Annotated in this window: 21 protein-coding genes and 1 pseudogene; 17 read left to right on the top strand and 5 right to left on the bottom strand. The window is 59.9% G+C overall.

Annotation, left to right across the window (positions count from 1 at the left end; genetic code table 11):
• Nucleotides 1-19: 19 nt before the first annotated feature.
• The 9 genes from purF to AB1555_12670 all read left to right on the top strand — a co-directional run bounded on the left by purF (nt 20) and on the right by AB1555_12670 (nt 7609).
• Nucleotides 20-1498 carry an amidophosphoribosyltransferase gene (gene purF, locus AB1555_12710; GenBank protein MEW6247549.1) on the top strand — a complete coding sequence of 493 codons (1479 nt, stop codon included), beginning with the start codon at nt 20-22 and terminating at the stop codon, nt 1496-1498.
• 222 nt (nt 1499-1720) lie between these two features.
• Nucleotides 1721-2260, top strand: coding sequence for a TlpA disulfide reductase family protein (locus AB1555_12705; protein MEW6247548.1), 540 nt, complete (start codon nt 1721-1723; stop codon nt 2258-2260).
• A gap of 115 nt (nt 2261-2375) precedes the next feature.
• The gene (locus tag AB1555_12700) at nt 2376-2615 is read left to right on the top strand and encodes a hypothetical protein (GenBank protein ID MEW6247547.1); all 240 of its coding nucleotides are present in this window, start codon (nt 2376-2378) and stop codon (nt 2613-2615) included.
• Nucleotides 2616-2735: 120 nt separating this feature from the next.
• Nucleotides 2736-3332, top strand: a complete 597-nt coding sequence (locus AB1555_12695; protein ID MEW6247546.1) for a hypothetical protein — start codon at nt 2736-2738, stop codon at nt 3330-3332.
• Between the two features lie 4 nt (nt 3333-3336).
• A complete protein-coding gene (locus AB1555_12690; protein ID MEW6247545.1) occupies nt 3337-4164 on the top strand; it encodes a tetratricopeptide repeat protein in 828 nt (275 codons plus the stop codon).
• A complete protein-coding gene (locus tag AB1555_12685) occupies nt 4161-4595 on the top strand; it encodes a hypothetical protein (GenBank protein ID MEW6247544.1) in 435 nt (144 codons plus the stop codon). Before AB1555_12690 ends, AB1555_12685 begins: the two co-directional genes overlap by 4 nt.
• 65 nt (nt 4596-4660) lie before the next feature.
• Complete coding sequence (locus tag AB1555_12680) at nt 4661-5731, top strand: methyltransferase (protein MEW6247543.1); 1071 nt, start codon at nt 4661-4663, stop codon at nt 5729-5731.
• A 426-nt stretch (nt 5732-6157) separates the two neighbouring features.
• Nucleotides 6158-6520, top strand: coding sequence for a DUF393 domain-containing protein (locus tag AB1555_12675; GenBank protein MEW6247542.1), 363 nt, complete (start codon nt 6158-6160; stop codon nt 6518-6520).
• Nucleotides 6521-6661: 141 nt separating this feature from the next.
• Complete coding sequence (locus tag AB1555_12670; GenBank protein ID MEW6247541.1) at nt 6662-7609, top strand: hypothetical protein; 948 nt, start codon at nt 6662-6664, stop codon at nt 7607-7609.
• Here AB1555_12670 and AB1555_12665 read toward each other — a convergent pair.
• Complete coding sequence (locus tag AB1555_12665) at nt 7491-8930, bottom strand: tetratricopeptide repeat protein (protein ID MEW6247540.1); 1440 nt, start codon at nt 8928-8930, stop codon at nt 7491-7493. The two genes, AB1555_12670 and AB1555_12665, sit on opposite strands and share 119 nt — an antisense overlap.
• Nucleotides 8931-9275: 345 nt before the next feature.
• On the opposite strand from AB1555_12665, the gene recG reads away from it, so the two are divergent.
• The 7 genes from recG (at nt 9276) to AB1555_12630 (ending at nt 15259) form a co-directional block, all read left to right on the top strand.
• Nucleotides 9276-11873 carry an ATP-dependent DNA helicase RecG gene (gene recG, locus AB1555_12660; protein MEW6247539.1) on the top strand — a complete coding sequence of 866 codons (2598 nt, stop codon included), beginning with the start codon at nt 9276-9278 and terminating at the stop codon, nt 11871-11873.
• A gap of 29 nt (nt 11874-11902) precedes the next feature.
• Nucleotides 11903-12226, top strand: coding sequence for a hypothetical protein (locus AB1555_12655; GenBank protein MEW6247538.1), 324 nt, complete (start codon nt 11903-11905; stop codon nt 12224-12226).
• Entirely contained in the window at nt 12223-13188 is a 966-nt protein-coding gene (locus AB1555_12650; protein ID MEW6247537.1) for a Ppx/GppA phosphatase family protein, read from the top strand. The genes AB1555_12655 and AB1555_12650 overlap by 4 nt, the downstream gene beginning before the upstream one ends.
• A 563-nt stretch (nt 13189-13751) precedes the next feature.
• Entirely contained in the window at nt 13752-14045 is a 294-nt protein-coding gene (locus AB1555_12645) for a hypothetical protein (GenBank protein ID MEW6247536.1), read from the top strand.
• Nucleotides 14026-14256, top strand: coding sequence for a type II toxin-antitoxin system HicA family toxin (locus AB1555_12640; GenBank protein ID MEW6247535.1), 231 nt, complete (start codon nt 14026-14028; stop codon nt 14254-14256). Before AB1555_12645 ends, AB1555_12640 begins: the two co-directional genes overlap by 20 nt.
• 23 nt (nt 14257-14279) lie before the next feature.
• Nucleotides 14280-14408 (top strand): hypothetical protein, encoded by a 129-nt coding sequence (locus AB1555_12635; GenBank protein MEW6247534.1) that lies wholly within the window; start codon nt 14280-14282, stop codon nt 14406-14408.
• Between the two features lie 335 nt (nt 14409-14743).
• Entirely contained in the window at nt 14744-15259 is a 516-nt protein-coding gene (locus tag AB1555_12630) for a hypothetical protein (protein ID MEW6247533.1), read from the top strand.
• 402 nt (nt 15260-15661) lie between these two features.
• Here the strand turns inward: AB1555_12630 and AB1555_12625 are convergent, their stop codons facing one another.
• The 3 genes and pseudogenes from AB1555_12625 to AB1555_12615 form a co-directional block, all read right to left on the bottom strand.
• On the bottom strand, nt 15662-16669 hold the full coding sequence (locus tag AB1555_12625; GenBank protein ID MEW6247532.1) for a hypothetical protein: 1008 nt from the start codon (nt 16667-16669) through the stop codon (nt 15662-15664).
• Nucleotides 16670-16882: 213 nt separating this feature from the next.
• Nucleotides 16883-17122 (bottom strand): annotated as a pseudogene (locus AB1555_12620) (tyrosine-type recombinase/integrase).
• A complete protein-coding gene (locus tag AB1555_12615; GenBank protein MEW6247531.1) occupies nt 17092-17292 on the bottom strand; it encodes a phage integrase N-terminal SAM-like domain-containing protein in 201 nt (66 codons plus the stop codon). The pseudogene AB1555_12620 and the gene AB1555_12615 overlap by 31 nt, the downstream one beginning before the upstream one ends.
• On the opposite strand from AB1555_12615, the gene AB1555_12610 reads away from it, so the two are divergent.
• A complete protein-coding gene (locus AB1555_12610) occupies nt 17206-17532 on the top strand; it encodes a hypothetical protein (protein ID MEW6247530.1) in 327 nt (108 codons plus the stop codon). The two genes, AB1555_12615 and AB1555_12610, sit on opposite strands and share 87 nt — an antisense overlap.
• Before the next feature lie 525 nt (nt 17533-18057).
• Here AB1555_12610 and AB1555_12605 read toward each other — a convergent pair.
• Entirely contained in the window at nt 18058-20379 is a 2322-nt protein-coding gene (locus AB1555_12605) for an SEC-C metal-binding domain-containing protein (protein ID MEW6247529.1), read from the bottom strand.
• Nucleotides 20380-21074: the final 695 nt, after the last annotated feature.

Below are 21074 nucleotides of genomic sequence, written 5' to 3'. Positions count from 1 at the left end.
GGCGTTAGGGGTGAGGGCAATGGGCAACGCGCGCAAGAATCTTCCTATCGCTTCACGCGTCACGGGTCACGCGTCACGTCTGCCTTTGATCACTCCAGACAAATTCCATGACGAGTGCGCCGTCTTCGGGATTTACGGCCACAAGGAAGCGTCCAATCTCACCTATCTCGGCCTCTATGCGCTCCAACACCGGGGGCAGGAAGCGTCCGGCATTGTGTCCGGCGACGGGAACCATTTCTATGTCGAAAAAGGCATGGGGCTGGTCGCGGACATCTATACCAAGTCCGTCCTCAAGCGGTTGCCCGGGCACATGGCCATCGGCCACAACCGGTATTCGACCGCCGGCGGGAGCGATTTCAAAAACGTCCAGCCCCTGATCGTGAATTTCGCCTTCGGCAATCTGGCGCTGGCTCATAACGGCAATCTGATCAACGCCACCATGCTACGGCATGAGTTGGAGGCCTATGGGGCGATCTTCCAATCCACGTCGGACAGCGAAGTCATCATCCATCTGATCGCTCACTCGCGGGCCGACACGCTGCTCGCGCGGGTCATCGATGCGTTGAGCCAGGTGCGTGGAGCGTTCTCCGTGGTCCTGCTGACCGATGACGGCGTGATCGCCGCGCGCGATCCGTACGGATTCCGGCCGTTGTGCCTCGCTCGCCTGCGCGACAGTTGGTTGGTAGCGTCCGAGACCTGTGCGTTCGATCTGCTCGGCGCCGACTATGTGCGGGAGATCGAGCCCGGCGAGTTGATCGTTCTGGATGACAAGGGCGTCACCAGCTACAAGCCGTTCCCGCCGACCAGGCCGGCCATGTGCGTCTTTGAGTACGTGTACTTCGCGAGGCCGGACAGCCGGATTTTCGGCGCCAACGCGGTCTATGCGACGAGAAAGGCGTTGGGCCGGCAGTTGGCGCAGGAGGCCTGGGTAGAGGCCGATGTAGTGATCCCCGTGCCGGACTCCGGCGTGCCCGCGGCGCTGGGCTACGCGGAAGGCTCCGGCATTCCGTTCGAGAACGGGTTGATCCGCAATCACTACGTGGGCCGGACGTTCATCGAGCCGGAACAGTCGATCCGGCACTTCGGCGTGAAGATCAAGCTGAACGCCGTTCCCGAAGTGTTGGCGGGTAAGCGAGTGGTGGTGGTGGACGATTCATTGGTGCGCGGGACCACCAGCCGAAAGATCGTGAAGATGATCCGCCACGCCGGCGCGAAGGAAGTGCACATGCGGATCAGTTCCCCGCCGATCGTGTCCCCGTGCTTCTATGGGATCGATACTCCGACGAAGAAGGAGCTGATCGCGTCCAGCCATACGGTTCAGGAAATCCGCAAGTACATCACCGCCGACAGCCTGGCCTATCTCAGTCTGGAAGGCATGCTGAAGGCCGCGCCGGGCACGCCGCAGCAATACTGCGACGCCTGTTTCACCGAACGCTACCCCATCTCCTTCACTCGAGCCGAAGAACTGCAGCTCGGGCTCTTCGATCCCTCACACTGAAAAACCGTCACCGTCATTCGTCAATCGTTAATAGCGGGAGCTTGAGCGACCGGGTGTTGACGGTTGACGCTTGACGTTCTTTCCAGCCTGTTGCTCCTGAAAAAAACCGCGTGCTAGGATAAGCGCGACATGATGAGTGAGAAGTGTTGAGCGCTGAATTCCGAATGGTTTATTGAACTCAGAACTCACGACTCAGAACTCCTGAAAGGTGCGGAGGCTGCCATGAACCGGAAACTTATCTTCTTGATGGTCGCAGCGATCTGTATGGCTGCGGTAGGGACCGTGTCCGCCGCCGGGTTCTTCAAGATCGGCGAGAAAGCGCCGACCTTTACGCTGACTTCGATCAACGGCGAAACCGTTTCGCTGGAGAGCCTGAAGGGCAAGGTCGTCGTGCTGGGGCTCTTTCACATCTGCGAGCCCTGCATGATTCAAGGGACGAATCTGCAGAAAGTGTATGAGGCGACGAAGGGCAAGGACGTAGCGGTGATCGGTGTGAATTCCGCCGGCAACTCCAAGAAAGACGTGAGCGAGTTCGTGGCCGCCTTTCCCGTGAAGGTCACCTATCCGTATCTGCTCGACCCCAACAAGGTCACGGACAAACTGTACGGCGGAGGGAAGTTCATCCCGAACGTCTACGTGATCGATCAGCACGGCGTCATCCGCTGGCAGCGGGTCGGCAACATGGATCTGGCCGGGGCGGAGGTGATCGTTCAGGAAGTGGAGAAGTTGCTGGCGAGCGGGGGCAAATCACAAGGGATGTGATGCGTGATACGTGACATGTCACACGACGAAGCGGTTGTCTATCTTCAATGGGCTGCTTTGTCCGTATAGGCGATCTGACTCGTCACGCGTCACGCGTTACGGATCACGGACTCATATGGATGAACTGGAAGCAGGGAAGCAGAGGTTTCTTGATCTCGTGAAGGGGATCGACGCCGCCGTGCAGGTGGTGATCCCCGTGACGCCGTCCAACAGCATGTTCCTGATTTCCCTGACCAAAGGCCCCAACCGCAAATTCATTACCATTCCCGAAGACGACATGATCGACCTCCCCAATGAAGCGGACATTCTGGCGAAAGTCACGAAGGTGGTCACAGACGCCGTGGCGGCGCTCTGAGACGGCGCGGCGAGCGGGACGGGCGGAAAAGGCGCGAAGCGGAAGAATGGGAGAATTCAACGAGATGTCGCCGGCGATTCTCGCTCTTCGCGCCTTTCCCGCGATTCGCGCGGTTCTCCCATGAAGCAGCTCTTTCCCGGCATCTGGCAGTGGTCCTGGTTCTCCCAGGAGAAGCAGCTTGACTTCAACGGGCTGTTGCTGACAGTCGGCGAACATCGGATCCTCGTCGATCCGCCTCCCATGACGCCGGACGATCTGGAACAGGTCAAACGCGGCGGGCCGATCGATTACATCATTGTCACCAATCGGGACCATGAGCGGGAGGCGGCGACGTATCAGGCCGAGTTCAAGTGCCAACTGCAGGTGCCGGAGGTCGATGCGCCGGAGATGCAGCTCAAACCGAGCAAGACCTTCAGGGACGGAGAGTTGCTTCCCGGCGGCATTTGGGTCGTCCATCTACAGGATCAGAAATCGCCTGGAGAATGCGCGCTCTTTATCCAGCAAGGCAAGGGGATTCTCATTGTGGGCGATGCGGTGATCGGAAAACCGTCCGGCTCGCTCAGTATGCTCCCGGCGGAGAAATATGTCGATGTCGCTAAAGCCAAGGAAGGGCTCCGCCGCTTGCTGAAATACAATTTCGACGCGATCCTGGTCGGGGACGGCGTCTCCATCCTCAGCGGGGCCAAACAGGCCGTCGAGCGTGTTGTCCAGAGTTGACTCCATGGTCATGCGCAACGGGCTGTCCGAAGAACTGAACCGCCAGGGCAACGAGCATTTCGCGCGCGGTCATTACACCGAAGCCTATCTCTGTTACGCGAAAGCGTTGGAGTGCGACCGCCTGACCGGCGACCGTCGCTCGCTGGTGGCGACGCTCGGCAATCTCGGCAACATCTGCGCGGTCAGTGGGCGGCGCGAAGCGGCGCAGGCCTACTATCAGGAAGTGCTCGAACTGCAAAAGATTCTCGGCGACGAACGGGGCATCGGGACGACGCTGGCCAATCTCGGGAACCTGCGCGCGGACGCGGGGGAATGGGACCGGGCTCGCGCCTACTACCTCGAGGCCCTGGACATCATGACGCGCGCACACGACGAGGCCGGCAAGGCCGTGTTGTTCTCAGACCTCGGGCTGGTGGCCAGGGAGACGGGACAGTTTGAAGAAGCGATCCGCTACTATGAGCAATCGCTGGTCCTGATGCGGCGTTTGGGCGATCAGGGCGGAGTCGCCGACGCGTGGCGCATGATGGGGCGGACTTATCTGCTCCAGAAGCGCTACGACGAGGCCATCGCCTGCTGCCAGACAAGCCAGGCCATCGCCGAGCGGGCCAAGGACGAACTACGGACCGGCGTCGCCCGCTATGTGCTGGCGCAGTGTTACGAAGAGTTAGGTCGGCTGCAGGAAGCCGCCGACCTGCTGGAGCAGGTTGTCCACATGGATCGGAAGTACCGCTTGCCGAAACTCGAGGAGAATGAGACACGCCTGGCGACCATCCGCGCCCGCCTTGCCGTCGAAGCCCGACAACAACCCCAGCCGCGAGAGAGCCGCAGATGAACGGGGCGTCGTCTTCCGCTCCGTCGTGGGAACACGTCCGATCGTTGCTGTGCCGGATTGCGCCAGAGTTTTACGAATTGGAGCCGGGCGGAGCGCTGGCTCTGGACCTGGGCAGCGAAGGGTGGATGTTGGAGGTGACGCCCGACGGGCGGTTGATCTGCCAGAACGGCCTGGCGATGGAGGACATCCAAAGCCTGATGTCCGGCGGCACGACGGAAGATCTGGGGACGGATGAGTTGGCCAAGCAGGCGAAATACTATCTCCAGCCCGCCGTCGCCAAGTGCCGCCCGTTTCTCCTCCAAGCCGGGTTCGAAGAGGAAACCGAGATGACGAACCAATACGTGGCCGTCACGTTCCACAAAATGGTCGATTTCGAGAAGCCGGAAGAACTCAAAGAGATGGTCCTGTGGTGCCAGCAACAATTCGCGTGAGCGTGACGCGCCGGACCACGCCGGCGCGCCGGTCCGCCGCCTGATTCTCTTTCAGCGTTCATCACGTGCTCATCCGTTCCTTTGAAGAATTCCGCGACGCGGTGTTCGCCTACCGCGTGCCGCGCATCATCCTCACCGCGCTCGACCTCGATCTCTTCACCGTCGTCGGCTCACGCGCTTGGACGATCGCGGAGCTGTCAAAAAAGCTGCGCGCCAGTCCGCGAGGGATGGACATTCTCTGCCGCAATCTGGCCGCCGCAGGTCTGCTTCGCAAGCGGAACGGGCTTTATCGGAACGGCCCGGCGGCCGCCGACGCCCTCAACGCGAAGAGCCCGCACTATCGGGGCGCCTATCTCGAGCTTCTGCGGGATCAGTGGAACGATTGGTCGCAACTCACCGCCTGTGTGAAGCGCGGAAAACCGGTGGACCGGCAGGACCCGGATGAACCGGCATATCGCCGCCGATTCACGTGGGCCATGCACCATCGATCGACGGCGATTGCGCCGAAGGTCGCTGCGCAGGTCGATCTTCGGAACGCCCGGACGCTGTTGGATCTCGGCGGCGGGCCGGGCACCTATGCCTTGGCCTTTCTGGCCCGCAATCCGCGGTTGCGCGCGACGGTCTGCGACCGGGCGCCGGCGTTGGGCGTTGCGCGGGAAATCGCGGCCACCCACAAGGCGGGCGACCGGCTCTCCTATCTCCCCCTGGACTTCATGCGCAAGCCTGTGCCCGGCCGATACGACGTCATCTGGTACTCCAATGTTCTGCACATTTACTCGCCGGAGGAGAATCGTGGTCTCTTTCGACGCCTCCTCCCGGCGCTCGCGCCGGGAGGCCGTCTCCTGATCCAGGATGCGTTCCTGCTGGACCGCGAAGGGTTGTATCCGGTGGAGGCGAGTCTCTTCGCCGTGACCATGTTGCTGTTCACCGAAAGAGGCAACACCTATTCGATCGCGGAGACGAGCCGGTGGTTGCGGGAAGCCGGATACGGGCGGATCAGACGTGTGAGGATGAAGAAGGGGGCCGAAGATTGGGAGGGCGGCCTGCTGGAGGCCTCACGTCCGGTTGCACGTCGAGAAACCCGCGCCCGCCCAGCGCAATCAAGAGGAAATTCAACAGGCCGGTCGATCCGCTGAGCGCGAGGACCGAGGTCCGGGTTTCCGGTCTGGTCACCTCCTGGACCAACGTCGAAATGTCCAGCGCAAGCCCGACCGTTCCATACATGACTCCGACCATCAAAGCCCACCTGGCCTTCGCCAGCAGAAACCCTCCCAGCACAATCGGAACGCCGAACAGAAATCCGTTCCAGACCACCTGCGCGGTGAGCGAAAGCGCGGCGATTGGATGCGCAACGCGCGACAGAACGGCCAGACTCATCAACGCGACGAGCAGCCCCAGCATGAGCCGATGATGATCCATGGGTCGGGACTATAACGCCGATGGCTAAGGTCGGCAAGCCGGGGCTTGCAGGAGCACCGGCCCAGTGTTAGGGTCGGTCGGGTTCAATCAGAACGCTGTTTTGCTTTATGCGTCGGCACCCCTCACAGCCTGAATCGCCGTGCGTGCTGATTTACGACGGTCAATGCCGTCTGTGCGTGGCGGCCAAGGCGGGAATCGAACGGCTCGATAGAAACGTAGAGCAATCCCCCGTCCGGTTCGTTCCGTATCAGAGCGAGGAAGCGGCGCGGTATTTGGGGGCGGAGTACCGTCCCGGCCGTCCCGATATGGCGTTCCTGGTCGGGTCCGACGGTCAGCTTCGCCGCGGGCTCGATGCATTCCTGCCTCTCTTGCCGGGCCTTCGAGGCGGCCGTCTCATGCTGGCCTTGATGCGGGTACCGCTGCTCAAGCCCCTGGCTTATCTGGCTTATTGGATCGTCGCCAGAAATCGGTATCGCTGGTTCGGCGAAGTCCATCCGCCACGCTGATCTCAGCGATCCTGCTCTCCCTCCCTAAAACATCCATGCTGCTTTCCCCCCTTTTCGAGGGGTTTGCCTGTCCTAAGCAGAATTTACTCCGGATGCCCGCACAGCCAGAATCCATCAACACTCATCCACGGAGTTTGTGACATGAAGAACTTGCTGCGCAACGTCCGGGCTGCATGGCCGATTGCAGGAATAGGACTGCTGATGTGGGCAGGACAGGGATGGGGCGGCGAGCAGCCGCGCGGCTTTCATGCCGACACCCCCGTGCTTGCGGCGGGGTTCGGTTTTCAAGCCGGCGGGGAATCGATCATCGTGATCAGGATCTACGACGCCCGGACCGGCCAGGTGCTCTCGGAAGAGTCTTTCGACTTGGCGGTGATCGAGGACGGAGCCCCGACATCCGGCCAGACGACCGGACGGATCTTCGCGGGCGGGATCGGCGGCGGGGGCTCTATAAGCGGAGAAGGTCTCTCGAAATTCCTTCTGCGGGTCTATGATGCTCAGACCGGAAGCTTTCTGTGGGAAGGCCAATTGAATCTGACGACCGGCGGCGAAGGAGAAACAGCCAGGCCCATCGCGAGGCTGGTCCGGCCCACGGTCGCGCTCAAACGGACTGCGAACCAGAGCGGCGCCGCCGTCCAGCCCTATTACCTCGTTCGAGCCCTCGATCCGAACACGGGAAGCATGGTGTGGCAGGACCAATTCGCGCTCACCGGAAGCGGTCGCGGAGCCGGCAAGCCGACAGGATATCGGCTGGTCCCGACGGCCGCGTTCCGCAACCTCGGCCATGAGTTTGAATTCATGGTGAGCGCGTACGACCGGACAAGCGAAATCCTGTTATGGGTGGACACCTTCGAGTCTTTGGAGCGAGAAGCAGCGCCGGAAGAAGAGGAGCGCGCCAGCGTGTTGCCCTTGTGGCCGGGGCGGCAGCGGAAGGCGACAGCCACCCTCGTGGTCTGGAGGAACGCCGGATCTATGTCCTGCCGGTTTTCGGCTTCGCGTGGAACTGGTCCGCCCACTGGCGCTGGAATTGGTCATAAGAGAGAAACAGCTTGTCTTGCATCGCAGCCGCCAGCGTGTGTCTTGCCTTGAGCATGGCGAGCATCTCTCCGATCCGATGCATGCCGAAGCGGTCAATGAGGTAACGCACGGCGGAGTTGGCTTCAAAGTAGGCCACCGCCGCAGTCTCCGTTGACAACCCGCCCCAACTTCCTTCCAGCGCGGTCAGGGGCAAGAGTTTCACTTCGCCCTGGATGATCTGATCCAGATCAGGCCAGGGATCGCCCGCCAATTGCATCGCCAGCCCCTCGTTCAACCAGGTGGGAAGGGCCGCGGCTTCGAGGCCCATGCGTTCATGCAGCAGCGCGTGCACGAATTCATGGCGCAACACGCGGGTCAACCAGACTTGATCGGTCAAGGCGCCTTGGGTCGGGATCTGGATGCGCCCCAGGACCGGATCGAACAACCCGTCGGCCCACATCGGGCTGCCGGTCACGCTCAGGAAGTTGTCTTTCGTATGCAGCACGACGATGATCGGTTTCGCGGGGAAATAGCCGAACTTCTGCCCGATGTCTCGATAGGCCTCTTCCAGAATCTCAAGCACACTGACCCAGGTCGTCTGGTCATCCCCGCCGTCGAACTTCACCGTGAAATGGGTGCTGCCGCGGGCGGTCATCTGGTGTTCGGTCTTCTCCGTGCGCTTGACCTTGGCGGCAACGGTCTGCAGGTAGGAGCGCAGCGCGGGATCTTGCCCGGCGCGATCGGCGGCTTGTTCCAGATGTCGGGCCGCCGCCGCCAAGTCGTCCCGTTCCTGCAGCAGATCGGCCATCGCGAGGTGAGGGAACGGTTCGGCAGGCGCTAGGCGGATCACGGTTTCCAGGAATTCCGGTGTGAGCGCGGGATCGCGCAGCTCCCAATACGCGTGAGCGAGATTGAGATGGGCCACCGGGTTGGCGGGGTCTAACGACACCGCGGTCTTGAACGCCTTGACCGACGCCTCGGTGCCGCCCGTCTTCTCTTGCTGGACGCCCAGATTGTTCCACAGGACGGCGGCGTACCGGCGAAGCTGCGGCTGGGCCAGCGCCTTGGGGGGAAGGTCGGCAAGCTTGGCCTCCGCGTCGGCGTAATTGGCTTTTTCCAGTTCCTCATGAATGTTCTTGAGCGTCGCGGCGAACTGCGAGTCCGGGATATGGCCGGGATCCATCAGGCGGGCCTGCGGGCTTTCCGCGTGAGACACGGTCTCCGGAGCCGGTTCGGTCGGTCGGGGCGCCGGCGCCTTGGTCGGTTCCGTCTTGGGTTGAGGCGGCGGAGGCGGCGGTCGGAAGGTCGGCTTGAACCAGGCGTGATATCCGACGAAGAGCGCCAACAGAAAGGCGAACGGTCCGAGAATATGGGCGATGTTGCGCCGATACATGGTATTCCCTATTGACGGGAAGTGTACCATTGCCGATCAGCCGCTCCAAATATTGTTCTAAAAATGGGCGCGAGGCTAGAGGCCCGAGGCTAGAGGTCGGAGTCTCTTCCCCCTTGCCCCGAGCCCCCCGCCTCTCGCCCAGCCATGATTGTCATCCTGCGTAGGGGAACCCAAGGCTCATGAAGACTGTATGGAATTCACGCTGAAAGGCAGCCTGCCCGTCGTTGTGCCGCTCCGGGGCCTGTGCTACCATCTGACGACTTCGCGCACCTGCAATGCCGTCGCCGCTGATTTCCGTCCTCGGTAGTCAGCGGTCGTCGCGCGGGGTAAGGGATGCCCTGATTCATGCCCGCCTCTCCGGCCGCTACCGGCGCCAACCAAACCGATCGCCTTCGGGACATCGTGCATCGCCTCGCCCGCCCCATCGAGTTCGCGAGTCGGGATGCTTACGCCCATTTGGCCACGGTGAAAAATCTCGGCCAGTTCGTCTCGGCTCAGGTGGTGCAGGCCCTGGCCGAAGCGGTTTACTCGCCACAGGTGGAAGGAGAGTTGCTAGTGCTTCGCCAGTTGTTCGCCGATTTCCATGCGGGGTTGTCTCCGGCCGAACAGAAGCGTCGCGTGGAACAGGCGCGAGCGATCATCGAGCGGCTTGCGAAGGCGGAGGCAATGGGCGAGCGGCGCGAGGCCAGGGAGACAAGCACTCGCATGGAAGGCGAGACGCGCGCGTCACGCGAGGGAGCCAGACCCCACGCGAACCTCACCCGTTGCACCAGGAAGCGCACCGGGTACCCGGAAGGGGCTTTGACCCCCTCCGGCTCTTCGGCCGCGATCGAGTTGTGGAATCTGCCCATCCGGTTCGCCAAAGGCGTTGGGCCCAAACGGACCACGGCTTTGGAACGGCTCGGCGTCAAAACCGTGGAGGAAGCCCTGTGGTTCCTGCCGTGGCGGTATGAAGACCGATCCGTGATCACGCCGATCGAACGGCTCCGCCCCGGTCTGCGGGCGACCGTCTGCGGAACGGTCACGGCTCGTTCGCTGAAGCGCATTCCGCACCGCCGGATGAGCGTGCTCGATGTGACGTTCGCCGACTCGACCGGCCGACTCCACGCTATTTTCTTCAATCAGGCATATTTGGAAGAACTGCTCGCGCCCGGCGTCCGCGTGATGATGGCCGGGCGGGTCCAGGTCGGCCGGAAATCCTGGGCCGACCTGCGGCTGGACGTCGATCAATACGAATTGCTGGAGGAGGGTGACGCTCCGCTGCATGTCGGCCGGATCGTGCCGATCTATCATGAAACCAAGGGCTGGACGTCGCGGCACATGCGGGTGCTCGTCAAGTCGCTGCTGGACCAGCATGCGGCGGCGATGCCGGACATCCTCCCGGAGCCCGTTCGCCTCCGACTCAAGCTTCCTCGTATGGCGGCGGCGATCCAGGAGGTTCATTTTCCCCGTCCCGGGACCGATCTCGAGGCTTTGGAGCGCGGGACGACGCCGGCGCATCGGCGATTGGCGTTCGAAGAACTGTTTGTGCTCCAGTTGGCGCTCGGAAGCCGTCAACGATCGGTGAAGGAAGAGGTCAAGGGTATTCGGTTCGACGTCAGGACGCCGCTGCTCGGCCGCCTTCGCACCGTGCTTCCCTTCACCCTCACCGCGGCGCAGGAGCGGGTGATCGCCGACATCCGGCGGGATATGGCGTCGCCGCGTCCGATGAACCGGCTCATTCAGGGCGACGTCGGGTGTGGGAAGACCGTCGTGGCGTTGCACGCGCTGGTCACGGCCTGCGGCTCAGGCTATCAGGCGGCGTTGATGGCCCCGACGGAAATTCTGGCCGAGCAGCATTATCTCACTCTGCGCGGGTTGCTCCGGGAACTGGGTTTGACACCGGTGCTGCTGAAGAGCGGGGGGCGGACCAAGGCGCGGACGGCGGCGTTGCAACAGATCGCCTCCGGCGAAGCCCAGGTCGTCATCGGCACGCACGCGTTGATCCAGAAAGAGGTCCGGTTCGCGAACCTGGGCCTGGCGGTCATCGACGAGCAGCACAAGTTCGGCGTCCTGCAACGGAAGACCTTGCTGGACAAGGGCTATCATCCCGATGTGTTGGTGCTCACCGCGACGCCGATCCCCCGGACCCTCGCCATGACCGTGTACGGCGATCTCGACGTGTCGGTCATTGATGCCCTGCCGCCCGGCCGCAAGCCGATCCGTACCTGGCTGTTTACAGAGTCGCAGCGGCGGCGCGCGTATCAGATTCTTCGCGACGAACTCAAGGCCGGTCGCCAAGCGTACATTGTGTATCCGCTGGTCGAAGAGTCGGAGAAAAGCGATCTCCAGGCGGCCATTCAAGGGATGGAACGGCTGCAAGCGGGAGAATTCCGCGACGCCCGCATCGGGCTGTTGCACGGACGTCTGAGCACGGATGAAAAAGAGCGAACGATGGCGGCCTTCAAGGCCGGCGAACTTCACATCCTGGTGGCGACGACTGTCATTGAAGTGGGTGTGGATGTGCCGAACGCCACGGTGATGGTGATCGAGCATGCGGAGCGGTTCGGGCTGGCGCAGTTGCACCAGTTGCGCGGGCGGGTCGGGCGCGGGGGGCAGCAGGCGTATTGCCTCCTCATCACGTCAGGTCGTCCTGCCGCCCCCTCTTCGGAGGCGCGGCGTCGCCTGGAAGCGTTGGTGAAGTCCAACGATGGGTTCGTCATTGCAGAGGAAGATCTGAAGATTCGCGGTCCCGGGGAATTTTTCGGCGTGCGACAGTGGGGCGCGCCGGAGTTTCGGGCGGCAAGCTTGATCCGCGACGCGGACCTGCTGCAGCGGGCGAGAGAGGAAGCCTTTGCGTTGCTCAAGCAGGATCCGCAGTTGGCCAAGCCCGAGCATCGCGTGTTGCGAGCGACGATGTTGCGGCGATGGCAGGCGAAATTGGAATTGGGGTCGATTAGCTGACAACAGGGCGAGCCGGGAGCGAAGCGACCGTGGGCCTCCTGCAACGACTGAAACATGACCTGAAAGCCGGATGGGCGACGGTGCGGCGGGGGACGGCCGAGGCGGCGAATCGCGCGATGGAAGAGGCGGAATTGTTGCGCCTGCGGTTGGACCTGCGCAAGTTGGACGAACGGATTCGGGACCTGTGCGGAGACATCGGCGAACGAGCCGTCGGACTGCACGAGCGCGGCGAACCGGTCGAACGCGTCATGAACGACATGGAGATCAGCCGCATGGTCCAAGAAGTCCGATCGCTTCAGGAGCAACGGAAGAAGATCGAGGCCGAGATGGATGACATCAGGAGCGGTCTGTGAGCGCGACGCAACCCGAATATCCGGACGAAAAAGTGTTGGCGGGGGTCGATGTCGGAACCTTGACGTGCCGGCTGCTGATCGCCCGGGTGTCCGAGGCAGGACGACTGACCGAGTTGCGCTCGGACCGGCGCATCCTGCGGCTGGGCGAAGGCGTCGATCGCGCGCGTACGCTGCGTCCTGAAGCGATAACCCGCGTCATTCAGACCTTGCGAGAATGGAAGCAGGTGATCGACACCTATCCGGTCGAACGGACCATCGCCGTGGCGACCAGCGCCGTCCGCGACGCGGTCAATCGCGACGAGTTTCTGCATCGGGTGAAGCGGGACATCGGCTGGGAAGTGGAGCTGATCAGCGGGGAAGAAGAAGCGCGGCGGACGATGCTCGGGATCCGGTCGGGACTGCCGGCCGATGTCTCCACGATGCTCGCGCTGGACATCGGCGGCGGCAGCACGGAGTTCATCTTCGATCGTCCAGGCTCGGCTCCGTTCGTCCGCTCGATCGATCTCGGCGTCGTCCGTCTGACGGAGCGCTTTTTTCATCATGATCCGCCGGCGGCGGACGAAGTACAAGCGGCGCGAGCGCTGATCCGCAAAGAAACGGAGACGGTGCAGGCTCAGCTCGGCGATCTGGCAGGCATCACCTTCGTCGGAACCGCCGGCACGATCACGACCTTGGCTGCGATGGCCCAGCGCCTGCCGGCCTACGAACCGGCGCGGATTCACAATTACCGGCTGAACTTAGCAACAATCCGAGATCTGGAGCAGGAGTTGTTGCGCCGGACCAAGACGCAGCGTCGGGGACTGCCTGGTCTGGAGCGCGGCCGCGAAGACGTCATCGTCGCCGGAGCGTTGATCCTGAGCACGGTGATGGAGACATTGGGCCAGTCGGACTGTCTGGTCAGCGATCTGGGATTGCGCGAAGGGGTGTTGATCGATCTGGCGAGGCGGATGGGAGACCGGTAAACGAAGAGCCAGCGCTGGCAGAGCTGTATCGCGATCCCGTAACGATGATGGCAATCGTCGATCGGATCGTCCTGATCCTGTGGATTGCGCAGCTTCTGTTCAAGCCGGTTGGCGGTTGGCATCCATGAGCCGGGGCTGGGGCGGCCTGCTCTGCTCAGACGCCGGGGTACCCATTGCCTGCCGCGTGCAATGGGTCGTACGACCGCACTAAGCGTCGCATCTGCTCGGCTGCGCAACCGGCTGCGTTCTGTGCGTCGCACGAACGCAGCTTCGGACAGTGCTCGCCGTCCGCTTCGCGGACCGCTGCTGCTCGCTAAGTCGCGGTGCCCGGGTACCCGTTGCTCCTGGGTTGCAACGGGTGAAGCGCGATTCGCGAAGCAGGCCGCTCCAGCCCCAGTGCTGAACCCGCACGGTTTCCAGAAAATCCCACTGATGCTTAGGCTGTGATCGAACGAATATCGAGTTGCTCGCACCGGCGTGCTGAACTACAATGCAGGCCATTGAAAGGGGCGGTTATGACAAGCACAAAGGTAAGCCGGCATCGCAGAAGAGAGCCGAAGATCGTGGTTGCCGAGCCTCTCCTGACGATTCTGCTTGCGAAGGACAACGGCTACTTCTGTGCCAAGTGTCCGGAATTGGATCTCGTGACAGAACTCCCGACCGCCGATGCCGCTTTGGAAGATCTCATTGAGGCCATTCAGGACTATGCCAAGGAATATCTCCGGGATCGCGATCGGTACGCCGCGAGTCCCAACCGAGCCCACCACCTTCCCTACATCGAAGCCATTGCTGCGTGTAAGACTGATTGGGAGTTGCGTACGTTGATCGAGATCAAGCATGGCCTCGTTCACGTATAACGATTTCCGCGTTGTCCTCAAACGCGCAGGGTTCGAAAAACTCCGATCAGAAAAACACGAAACCTGGCGGAAGTTCCTGCCGAACGGCTCGATCCTGCGAGTCCGAATCAGCCACCGGCACAAACGAGACATTCCTAAGTGGCTGTTCCACGAAATGCTTCGACAAGCAGGGCTGACGCTCGAAGAATTTCGGACGTTGCTCGACTCTTAAGGGCCTGAGGCCGCGAAGACGCCATCGTCGCCGGAGCGTTGATCCTGAGCACGGTGATGGAGACATTGGGCCAGTCGGACTGTCTGGTCAGCGATCTAGGACTCCGCGAAGGGGTGTTGATTGCTTTGGCGAAGCGGATCACAGAACGGTGAATAGGGGGCGCGAGTCTGAGCTGGGCGCGGCGCTTCATGCTCACGCAACGCCCGGTCTCGGACACCCCTCGTTGGACGCGCGTAGTTAAGCGCACCCACCACATCCTCGCGGATTAGTGTGAGGGCATGAAGAAGCGCCATGTCTGAACCAAATCTCCCTTCAGATCGAGAAGCTTAAGGACTCTCAATCGATGACACCAAGTAGATCCCAGCAACTTTGCGTCATTTGCGGCAGAAATGTGGCAACTACCAGAGACCATATCCCTCCCAGGAGCATTTTCCCCACCCCACGACCAAGTGATCTGATCACGGTCCCTGCTTGCGCAAGTTGCAACATGGGTATGTCGGGGCTTGACGAGAAGTTCAGAATGTACCTCAGTCTTCAAGCGGGAGTGGATTCACCCGAAGCGCAGAAGCTCTGGGAAAATCATGCAGTGAGGACAATGCGTCATAACAAAACACTCAGAAACGAAATTCTCGCCAGAACTGAACCCGTATACCTAACAACCAAGGCAGGCGTTATTTTCGATAAAGGCTGTCGAGTTCTCTGGGATAGCCAGGCACACGACAAGACAATAGAGCGGATCATACGGGGGCTCTATTTTCACCATTTTGGTGAAATTCTTAGCGACCGTGTAACGATGAAGGTGCAATGGCTACGAAAACTGACTTCTGATATGGATTGGGCGTCGCAAGGGTGGCACTCGAACTCCATAGGCGGGAATATCGTTCTTTACAGATTTGCAAGGGCTAAAGATAATCCGCTCACCTCAGGCTGGATTTTCCAGTTCTATCGAAAACATTGGGCAAGTGGCTATACCCTCCCTGCTGATTTCAGCTTGAAGAGCTAATGCACTGTACTTGGTCCCCTCTCTTGGTCAAACCTCTTTAAACTCGCCGGTGGGCGTGGTGCAGACTAAAACTTGATTGAGAGAAAAAGGGGTCGGGAGTCGTTTTATGATTGAGCACTATTAATACTCCCGGCTAAGACTTCTGACCCCTTTTTCTCCCACACCCGTCAAAAAGGTCGCTCACACCTTTTCCCCTTTCCCAGTACAGGCAGGCGGCTGAAAGGGGAAACTCGCGGGCGCCCGAAAGGGGTGGGCCGTTCAGAAATTGCACTCTGGGCCAGATTTTCTTTGATTTTCTTTGTATCTTATCTGCCGTCTAATGGCCGGGTTCAGGGGCGCAGGCCAGCAAGCGGAGCGCCGCTGGCCTGCGCCCCCCTGGAACCCGAAGTTAAATTGCGCCATCTACGTCTGCGTAGTGGCTGCCTTGCCACCAAGGGATCTAGCAATCTCAACTACCTTCAGATCAGTTTCGGCCGAGCCCTTGGAATCGAGAAAGCCCGTGGGCACCGACCCGAATATAGCCCGGGTGGTTTCCATGAGAACGGCGTCCTTGGTGGCATCATCGCTTGCAGCGTGGGAGAAGGCCTGGAAAGTCTGCAGACTCAGGGCGCGGTGCCGGTTGACGGTAGCGAGATGCATGAGCGACTTATAGGTCCGGCCACACCACAAGGTCGCCGTGAAGAGCACAATCAAGACGGCCACCTTTCCCCCGAAGCGCTGAAGTACAACGGTCGGATCGGACGTGTTGACAGGCCAAAGCCACATGGCGGCGGTGAAAGCTAGGGTTATGAGAGCTAGCACGCCTGTCAACCAAAGCCACTTCGTGGCACGAGTGTCTAGAGTGGCTGCCTCATTTTTGAAGTCTTGCGTGAAAACCGCTGCTCCAGCTGCAGCGGAGGCCTCGCGAGCCTGGGTGATTATCGTCTCGATCTCTCGCTGTCGATTCTCAATCGTTGTCTTCGCGGTGTCCACCAAGGCCTGCGCTTGGGTCACAGTTGCTGTGAGAGTTTCAATATTCTTCGCAACATCGCCCTTCTGGTACGCGAGGAAGGGGATCCATGGACTTGACACAGAATAGAGCTGATCCGCCCGACTATGGACTTCTTGAACGAGTTGGTCTCGGACCTGGATCGGTGCGTGCTGCTCGATATTGAACCGATCGATGCGGGTGTAGAGCGTTACGACTTGATCCACCTCACTTTGAATCTGCGCCATCGCGGAGTCAGTGAGGTAATCAAGGGGGAGCACACTAAGGTGAGCAAGAATCTCGAAGATCCGACGAAAATCGGACGAGGCCTTCTCAAAGGAGATCGACCCCCACTGAGACCGAGCTTCCAGACTCTTCTCGCGAAACGCTAGCGCGCCGCCAATCTTTTCACGGAGCGTCTTCGCGGCTTCTTGTGTGGCCATGTCAATTCTCCCTTGCGCAATCTAACCATTAAGTCTGCTGCAGGTTACCCGCGACGCATAGCACGGGAACCTACGCAGCTCACTGGATGGCAAGCCTAAAAGGAAATCCGACACTTATCAAGACATCGCGCCGTTAAGCTGTCTGAGATAGACTGCGAATCCTGCGGTCTATCCGGCTATCAGCCCGCAGTATATCCAGCCACCAAGTTGCAGTCAGAAACGATCTGCAGGACTGTCTACGCCCTGCCCATCTCGATTCAGGACATGTGTGTAGATCATGGTCGTACTCACGTCGGTGTGTCCCAACAGCTCTTGCACCGTGCGCATGTCGTAGCCGTCTTCCAACAGATGAGTGGCGAACGAGTTCCGCAAGGTATGACAACTCGCCGGCTTGGGCATCCCTGCTTTGAGCGGGGCCTCCTTCATGGCTTTTTGCATGACTGATTCGTCAAGGCGCTCACATGAGACGGCGACGCCAAGCTTGAGAGGAACTGCCCGATTTCCGGTTCGGCCATGTCTGCCAAGGGCCGCGGGCCATGAAAGATCATGAAGCGCCTGACCCACTGACTGTAGGCCTGCTCGGTGTGGCGGCTCAGATGTCGGGCGCGGGCGGCAAGACGCACCTGATTGAGGAGCAGATGGTCTCCCGGAACGGTCGGACGGACGACTGGGACACCTGCAGACATGTCATGGTGAGCGCCGTTGAGTGGACGAAGAGCAGCATCGACTTCCGTCGGCTCTCCGGCGAAGAGGGCCAGCAGGTGTGTGATGATCCCCTTCGTGTGAGGTGCGGTCCGATGTTGTTGCTGCTGTGCCACCGTCGCCCGGCCACGGTCTTAACCTTGGCGACACGCTCGCGATAATACGGCAGAGACACGATCAGCTTTCCTTCCGTCCCTCGCCTGATGCCGAATCGGCGCTGTCGGCATGCTCAATCCTTCACCGGCACTGGCCTCCGCATGTCTTGTTGCTCTTGCCAGCGCTTCCATCTGTCCACACCTCCGATGTGAACGCATGGACCAGCGCGGCACATTCTCCGTCGATTCGCTGGCTCCGTCAAGGCCCATCTAGCCAATCGGCCTGAGAAATGCTGTTTTTTGAGGAGAGAAAAAGGGGTCGGGAGTCTTAATAGTGCTCAGTCAGAAAACGACTCCCGACCCCTTTTCTTGTTTCCCGACGGCCGCAGTAGAGCCAACGCGGGTGCCAGTCCCGGAAACAGAAGAGGCGAGCGAGCTTGGAAGCATCGTCTAATAGGGCGGCGCCCAATCGACAGGCATGATTCGTGGTTCAGCCAGGCTGCCTTCCGAACCCTACCTTGCGGAATTGTGACTGTTTGAGTTTATCCGGTCGCGTCATACCTGAGGAGATTCAGGAGGCACGTCGTTGGCTTACCTTCGCCGAGAGGCTTCCATTTTCGGCAGACAACATTTCTTAAACTTTTTCGTACTTCCGCAGAGACAAGGATCATTTCTGCCGGGAATCTTACTGCCCGGCGCCGGCGTGGGTGCCGGTTCTGTCTCGATCAACTTCTCCATTTCAGGATCGTACGCCCAAGGCCATTCAGCCCATGCTGCACAGTGAAACGGCTTCGAGGGATCAGACACTACGACTCCAAATCCTATGCTCGTGGTGCATTTTCTCCTGTACTTCTCCAACAGGGTGCGAGATTGAGTGTTCCGCAGGAGGGCGTCTGCAGCTTGACCTTTTGTCGCAACAATCGAAATGGCCAGATCGCGTTCAGTATGAGTAAGCCTTCGGAATGAGTCGGCATTGAGTGATTGAGACCGTAAATCTCTGAACATCCTTGCGACAATCTCCAGCGCCCTATCAGACAGGGAAAGGAGACTAAATGCGATCCAGCGTGCATCTTTATCGCTTTCATGCCTCCGGAGTTCCTGAAGGATATCCTCCACCTCTTGGGGAATTTCAAGGCGGAGCTGGGGCGCATCTTTACGATCCCCTCTTCTGTGAGCCATCACCTCATCGAATGGTTCCTGAAAGCCGGAAAGGCTTACCCAATCAGGCTTCTTCATGCCTTCCCGTTCCCATATCCGATTGGCCTGAAGTCTGGTCTTTAAATAGGCACCGAACAGATCTATCTCGTCGGCCTGGATATTAACCACCTCTCTTTGTATAGCCAGTCTTCGCTCTGCATAATGTAGGAACGCGTCCGGCCCAGGGCAAAACTGAGTCACGAGGTCAAGGTCTGCAACCGAGATGGCCCACGGGTATTGCCCGTCTCTAAAGAGTCCCAACCCTTGAATCGACGCCAATCGTGTTGCAATGCGAGCCAAATGGTGGAGGGATACCGTGATCAGGTATGTGCGCTGGATCTCATCACGCCGAACGACAAGAGTCCTGCCTGTACCATTTTCGAGGAAAACAGCCTCCGGGACCGACTGAATGTACCGGGCAGCGCGTCTCGCCTGTTCAAAGGCATCGGTGACGTTTGCCTTCACATCGCTCCTGAGACGGACCAGATCGCCGAGTTGGGATGCAAACCGGAACTGCGCAGCCTTGGTCTCAATCACCACCAGGAAGGGCAGCCAATGGATTGCTGCGTCCAATTCTGCCGTAGCCCCCTGGCCTCGGTCGGGGTCGGGGTAGGTCAGCTTTCGGTAAATCGTTTCGGCCGGGAAGACGCGCTGAACCAGAACCGCAAGTCTATCCTCAAGCCACCGGCCTCTGTGTTGTTGGTAGGCACCGCTGTAGAAAGCCTGATCCTGTCGAGCGATGTCCTCGAATGCACGCCAGAGTTGATCCACGGCATTCGAGATATCGCCAAGCAAGACACGATTACCGGGCAGCACGAACAGCGGGCGGTGTCTCACTTCCACTGGATCGTGCATCACCTTTCTGGCTTGCGGTGTACAGCCAATTAGGGCGATCAGTCCTTCCCATTCTTTCAGGGTGGGTTCTGGTGACAACTTGGTAAGTTCCCGGGGCACAGACACCGCATCTGGAGGCACATTGGCCAGTGTTTGTGCATAGCCAAGAAACCCTGCCTGTTGGGCAGAGTGGGCAGTGGATAGGAGGGTTTGTTGTTCGACCTTCAGCTGGCTTTTCTTTGTTCGCCGTGCCTCCTTCCAGGCCTTTTCAGCCGACAGACGACCATCCACTAATTTGAAGCGCCATTCGTTTCCGAGATCCTCTTCGGCACGCAAGATGGCCAGGAGCAGATCAATTGCTCGGCGCGGACCAATGCCGGCACGGCTTGAAAACCATTCCTCGAAGTGGCCTTGAACTTCGGAAATCTCTTGCATGGTTTGCTCGGGATAGGCCGATCCACGAACAACTCTTGTATCGATCACGACATGTCTGATGAGAGCCTTGAGGTCAAGCGGTAGGTTGCTCCCTTCGGTCTGCTCCTCCCGAAAACTGTTCCCTTGGATATACGATCCGAGAAGTATCTCGACGAGTTCCAGAGTTCGTTCTACGCCTTGCGGTGTGAGAGGGCCTTTGGGAGGATTCCCGAAGAGTGGAAGGAGATGGTAGGCGAGCAGTTCCGTCTTGACCGAAACAGTGCCGTGCGTTGCATCTGAGGCACTCCCTGGTGGGACCAGCGTGAGCATGACCATGACGGTCGTAAAAAGGCGCTCTGGTCCTACTTCGAGAGCGAGCGATTGAAGTTCGGCTATGGCGGCCTGTTCTACTTGTTGCGCCTTGACTGTAATTTCCGCAAAGAGTCTATCCAATTCTCTTTGTTCCACCGGACGGATCCCACCTTAGGATTCGTAGTATAGAGCCAGTACCGGGCTTTTCAAGGGGCCAGGAGCAAAGGAAAGATCGAAGGGAGGGAACTATCGTCCGGGGAGGCGAGGTCAGGCTTTGATATTTTAACAATTCAGGGAAAAGAAAAGAGGCCGGGAGTCTTAGATTCGATCATCGTGCGCAAGGTTGGCGGTGGTGGCGGTGTATTGAACTGGAGGCACATGCGATCGCACTGTCGTCAAGATGGCCAAGCCCTTATGCCAACAACGACTCCTGATAATCATCTCGAAGGCTCCTCATGTGGCGTATACCGTCACGGTGTGTGCGCACGATACGCACAGGGGGAAGAAAAAAGGGGTCGGGAGTCTTAATAGTGCTCAGTCATAAAACGACTCCCGACCCCTTTTCTTCCCTCCCGTTCTCTGGGGCACACGAGGTGCCAGGGGCGAAAGGAGCCGCTCGACACGCTCCTTCTATGCCTTGATCCTGATGAGTGACGGGTGCGACTCAGCATCCTGAGTCGACACCACCGGAACGAGAACGGGGATGCGCGTCAGCACTCGCCTCCGGGGAGGAGGGCTAGACGTGAAGGACGCACGCCGCGTGCACCCAGCGCGGCGCGCAGAGGATTCTTTTCCCCTTGACTAGAGCCTTCGAGATGGGCGACCCCTTTTATACCTCCCGGAGCCGGCTC

The organism is Nitrospirota bacterium (assembly GCA_040755395.1).
Taxonomy (GTDB): Bacteria; Nitrospirota; Nitrospiria; order Nitrospirales; family Nitrospiraceae; genus DATLZU01.
Note: the sequence above shows the minus strand (reverse complement) of the source record. Positions and strands in the feature narration are given on the sequence as shown.

What these genes read in the sequence shown, in the direction of transcription:
- AB1555_12685 (MEW6247544.1), top strand. Translation starts at nt 4,161, where the DNA reads ATGAACGGGGCGTCGTCTTCCGCTCCGTCGTGGGAACACGTCCGATCG.
- purF (MEW6247549.1), top strand. Translation starts at nt 20, where the DNA reads ATGGGCAACGCGCGCAAGAATCTTCCTATCGCTTCACGCGTCACGGGT.
- AB1555_12700 (MEW6247547.1), top strand. Translation starts at nt 2,376, where the DNA reads ATGGATGAACTGGAAGCAGGGAAGCAGAGGTTTCTTGATCTCGTGAAG.
- AB1555_12665 (MEW6247540.1), bottom strand. Translation starts at nt 8,930, where the DNA reads ATGTATCGGCGCAACATCGCCCATATTCTCGGACCGTTCGCCTTTCTG.
- AB1555_12630 (MEW6247533.1), top strand. Translation starts at nt 14,744, where the DNA reads ATGGGTATGTCGGGGCTTGACGAGAAGTTCAGAATGTACCTCAGTCTT.
- recG (MEW6247539.1), top strand. Translation starts at nt 9,276, where the DNA reads ATGCCCGCCTCTCCGGCCGCTACCGGCGCCAACCAAACCGATCGCCTT.
- AB1555_12690 (MEW6247545.1), top strand. Translation starts at nt 3,337, where the DNA reads ATGGTCATGCGCAACGGGCTGTCCGAAGAACTGAACCGCCAGGGCAAC.
- AB1555_12670 (MEW6247541.1), top strand. Translation starts at nt 6,662, where the DNA reads ATGAAGAACTTGCTGCGCAACGTCCGGGCTGCATGGCCGATTGCAGGA.
- AB1555_12625 (MEW6247532.1), bottom strand. Translation starts at nt 16,669, where the DNA reads ATGGCCACACAAGAAGCCGCGAAGACGCTCCGTGAAAAGATTGGCGGC.
- AB1555_12695 (MEW6247546.1), top strand. Translation starts at nt 2,736, where the DNA reads ATGAAGCAGCTCTTTCCCGGCATCTGGCAGTGGTCCTGGTTCTCCCAG.
- AB1555_12610 (MEW6247530.1), top strand. Translation starts at nt 17,206, where the DNA reads ATGAAAGATCATGAAGCGCCTGACCCACTGACTGTAGGCCTGCTCGGT.
- AB1555_12705 (MEW6247548.1), top strand. Translation starts at nt 1,721, where the DNA reads ATGAACCGGAAACTTATCTTCTTGATGGTCGCAGCGATCTGTATGGCT.
- AB1555_12640 (MEW6247535.1), top strand. Translation starts at nt 14,026, where the DNA reads ATGGCCTCGTTCACGTATAACGATTTCCGCGTTGTCCTCAAACGCGCA.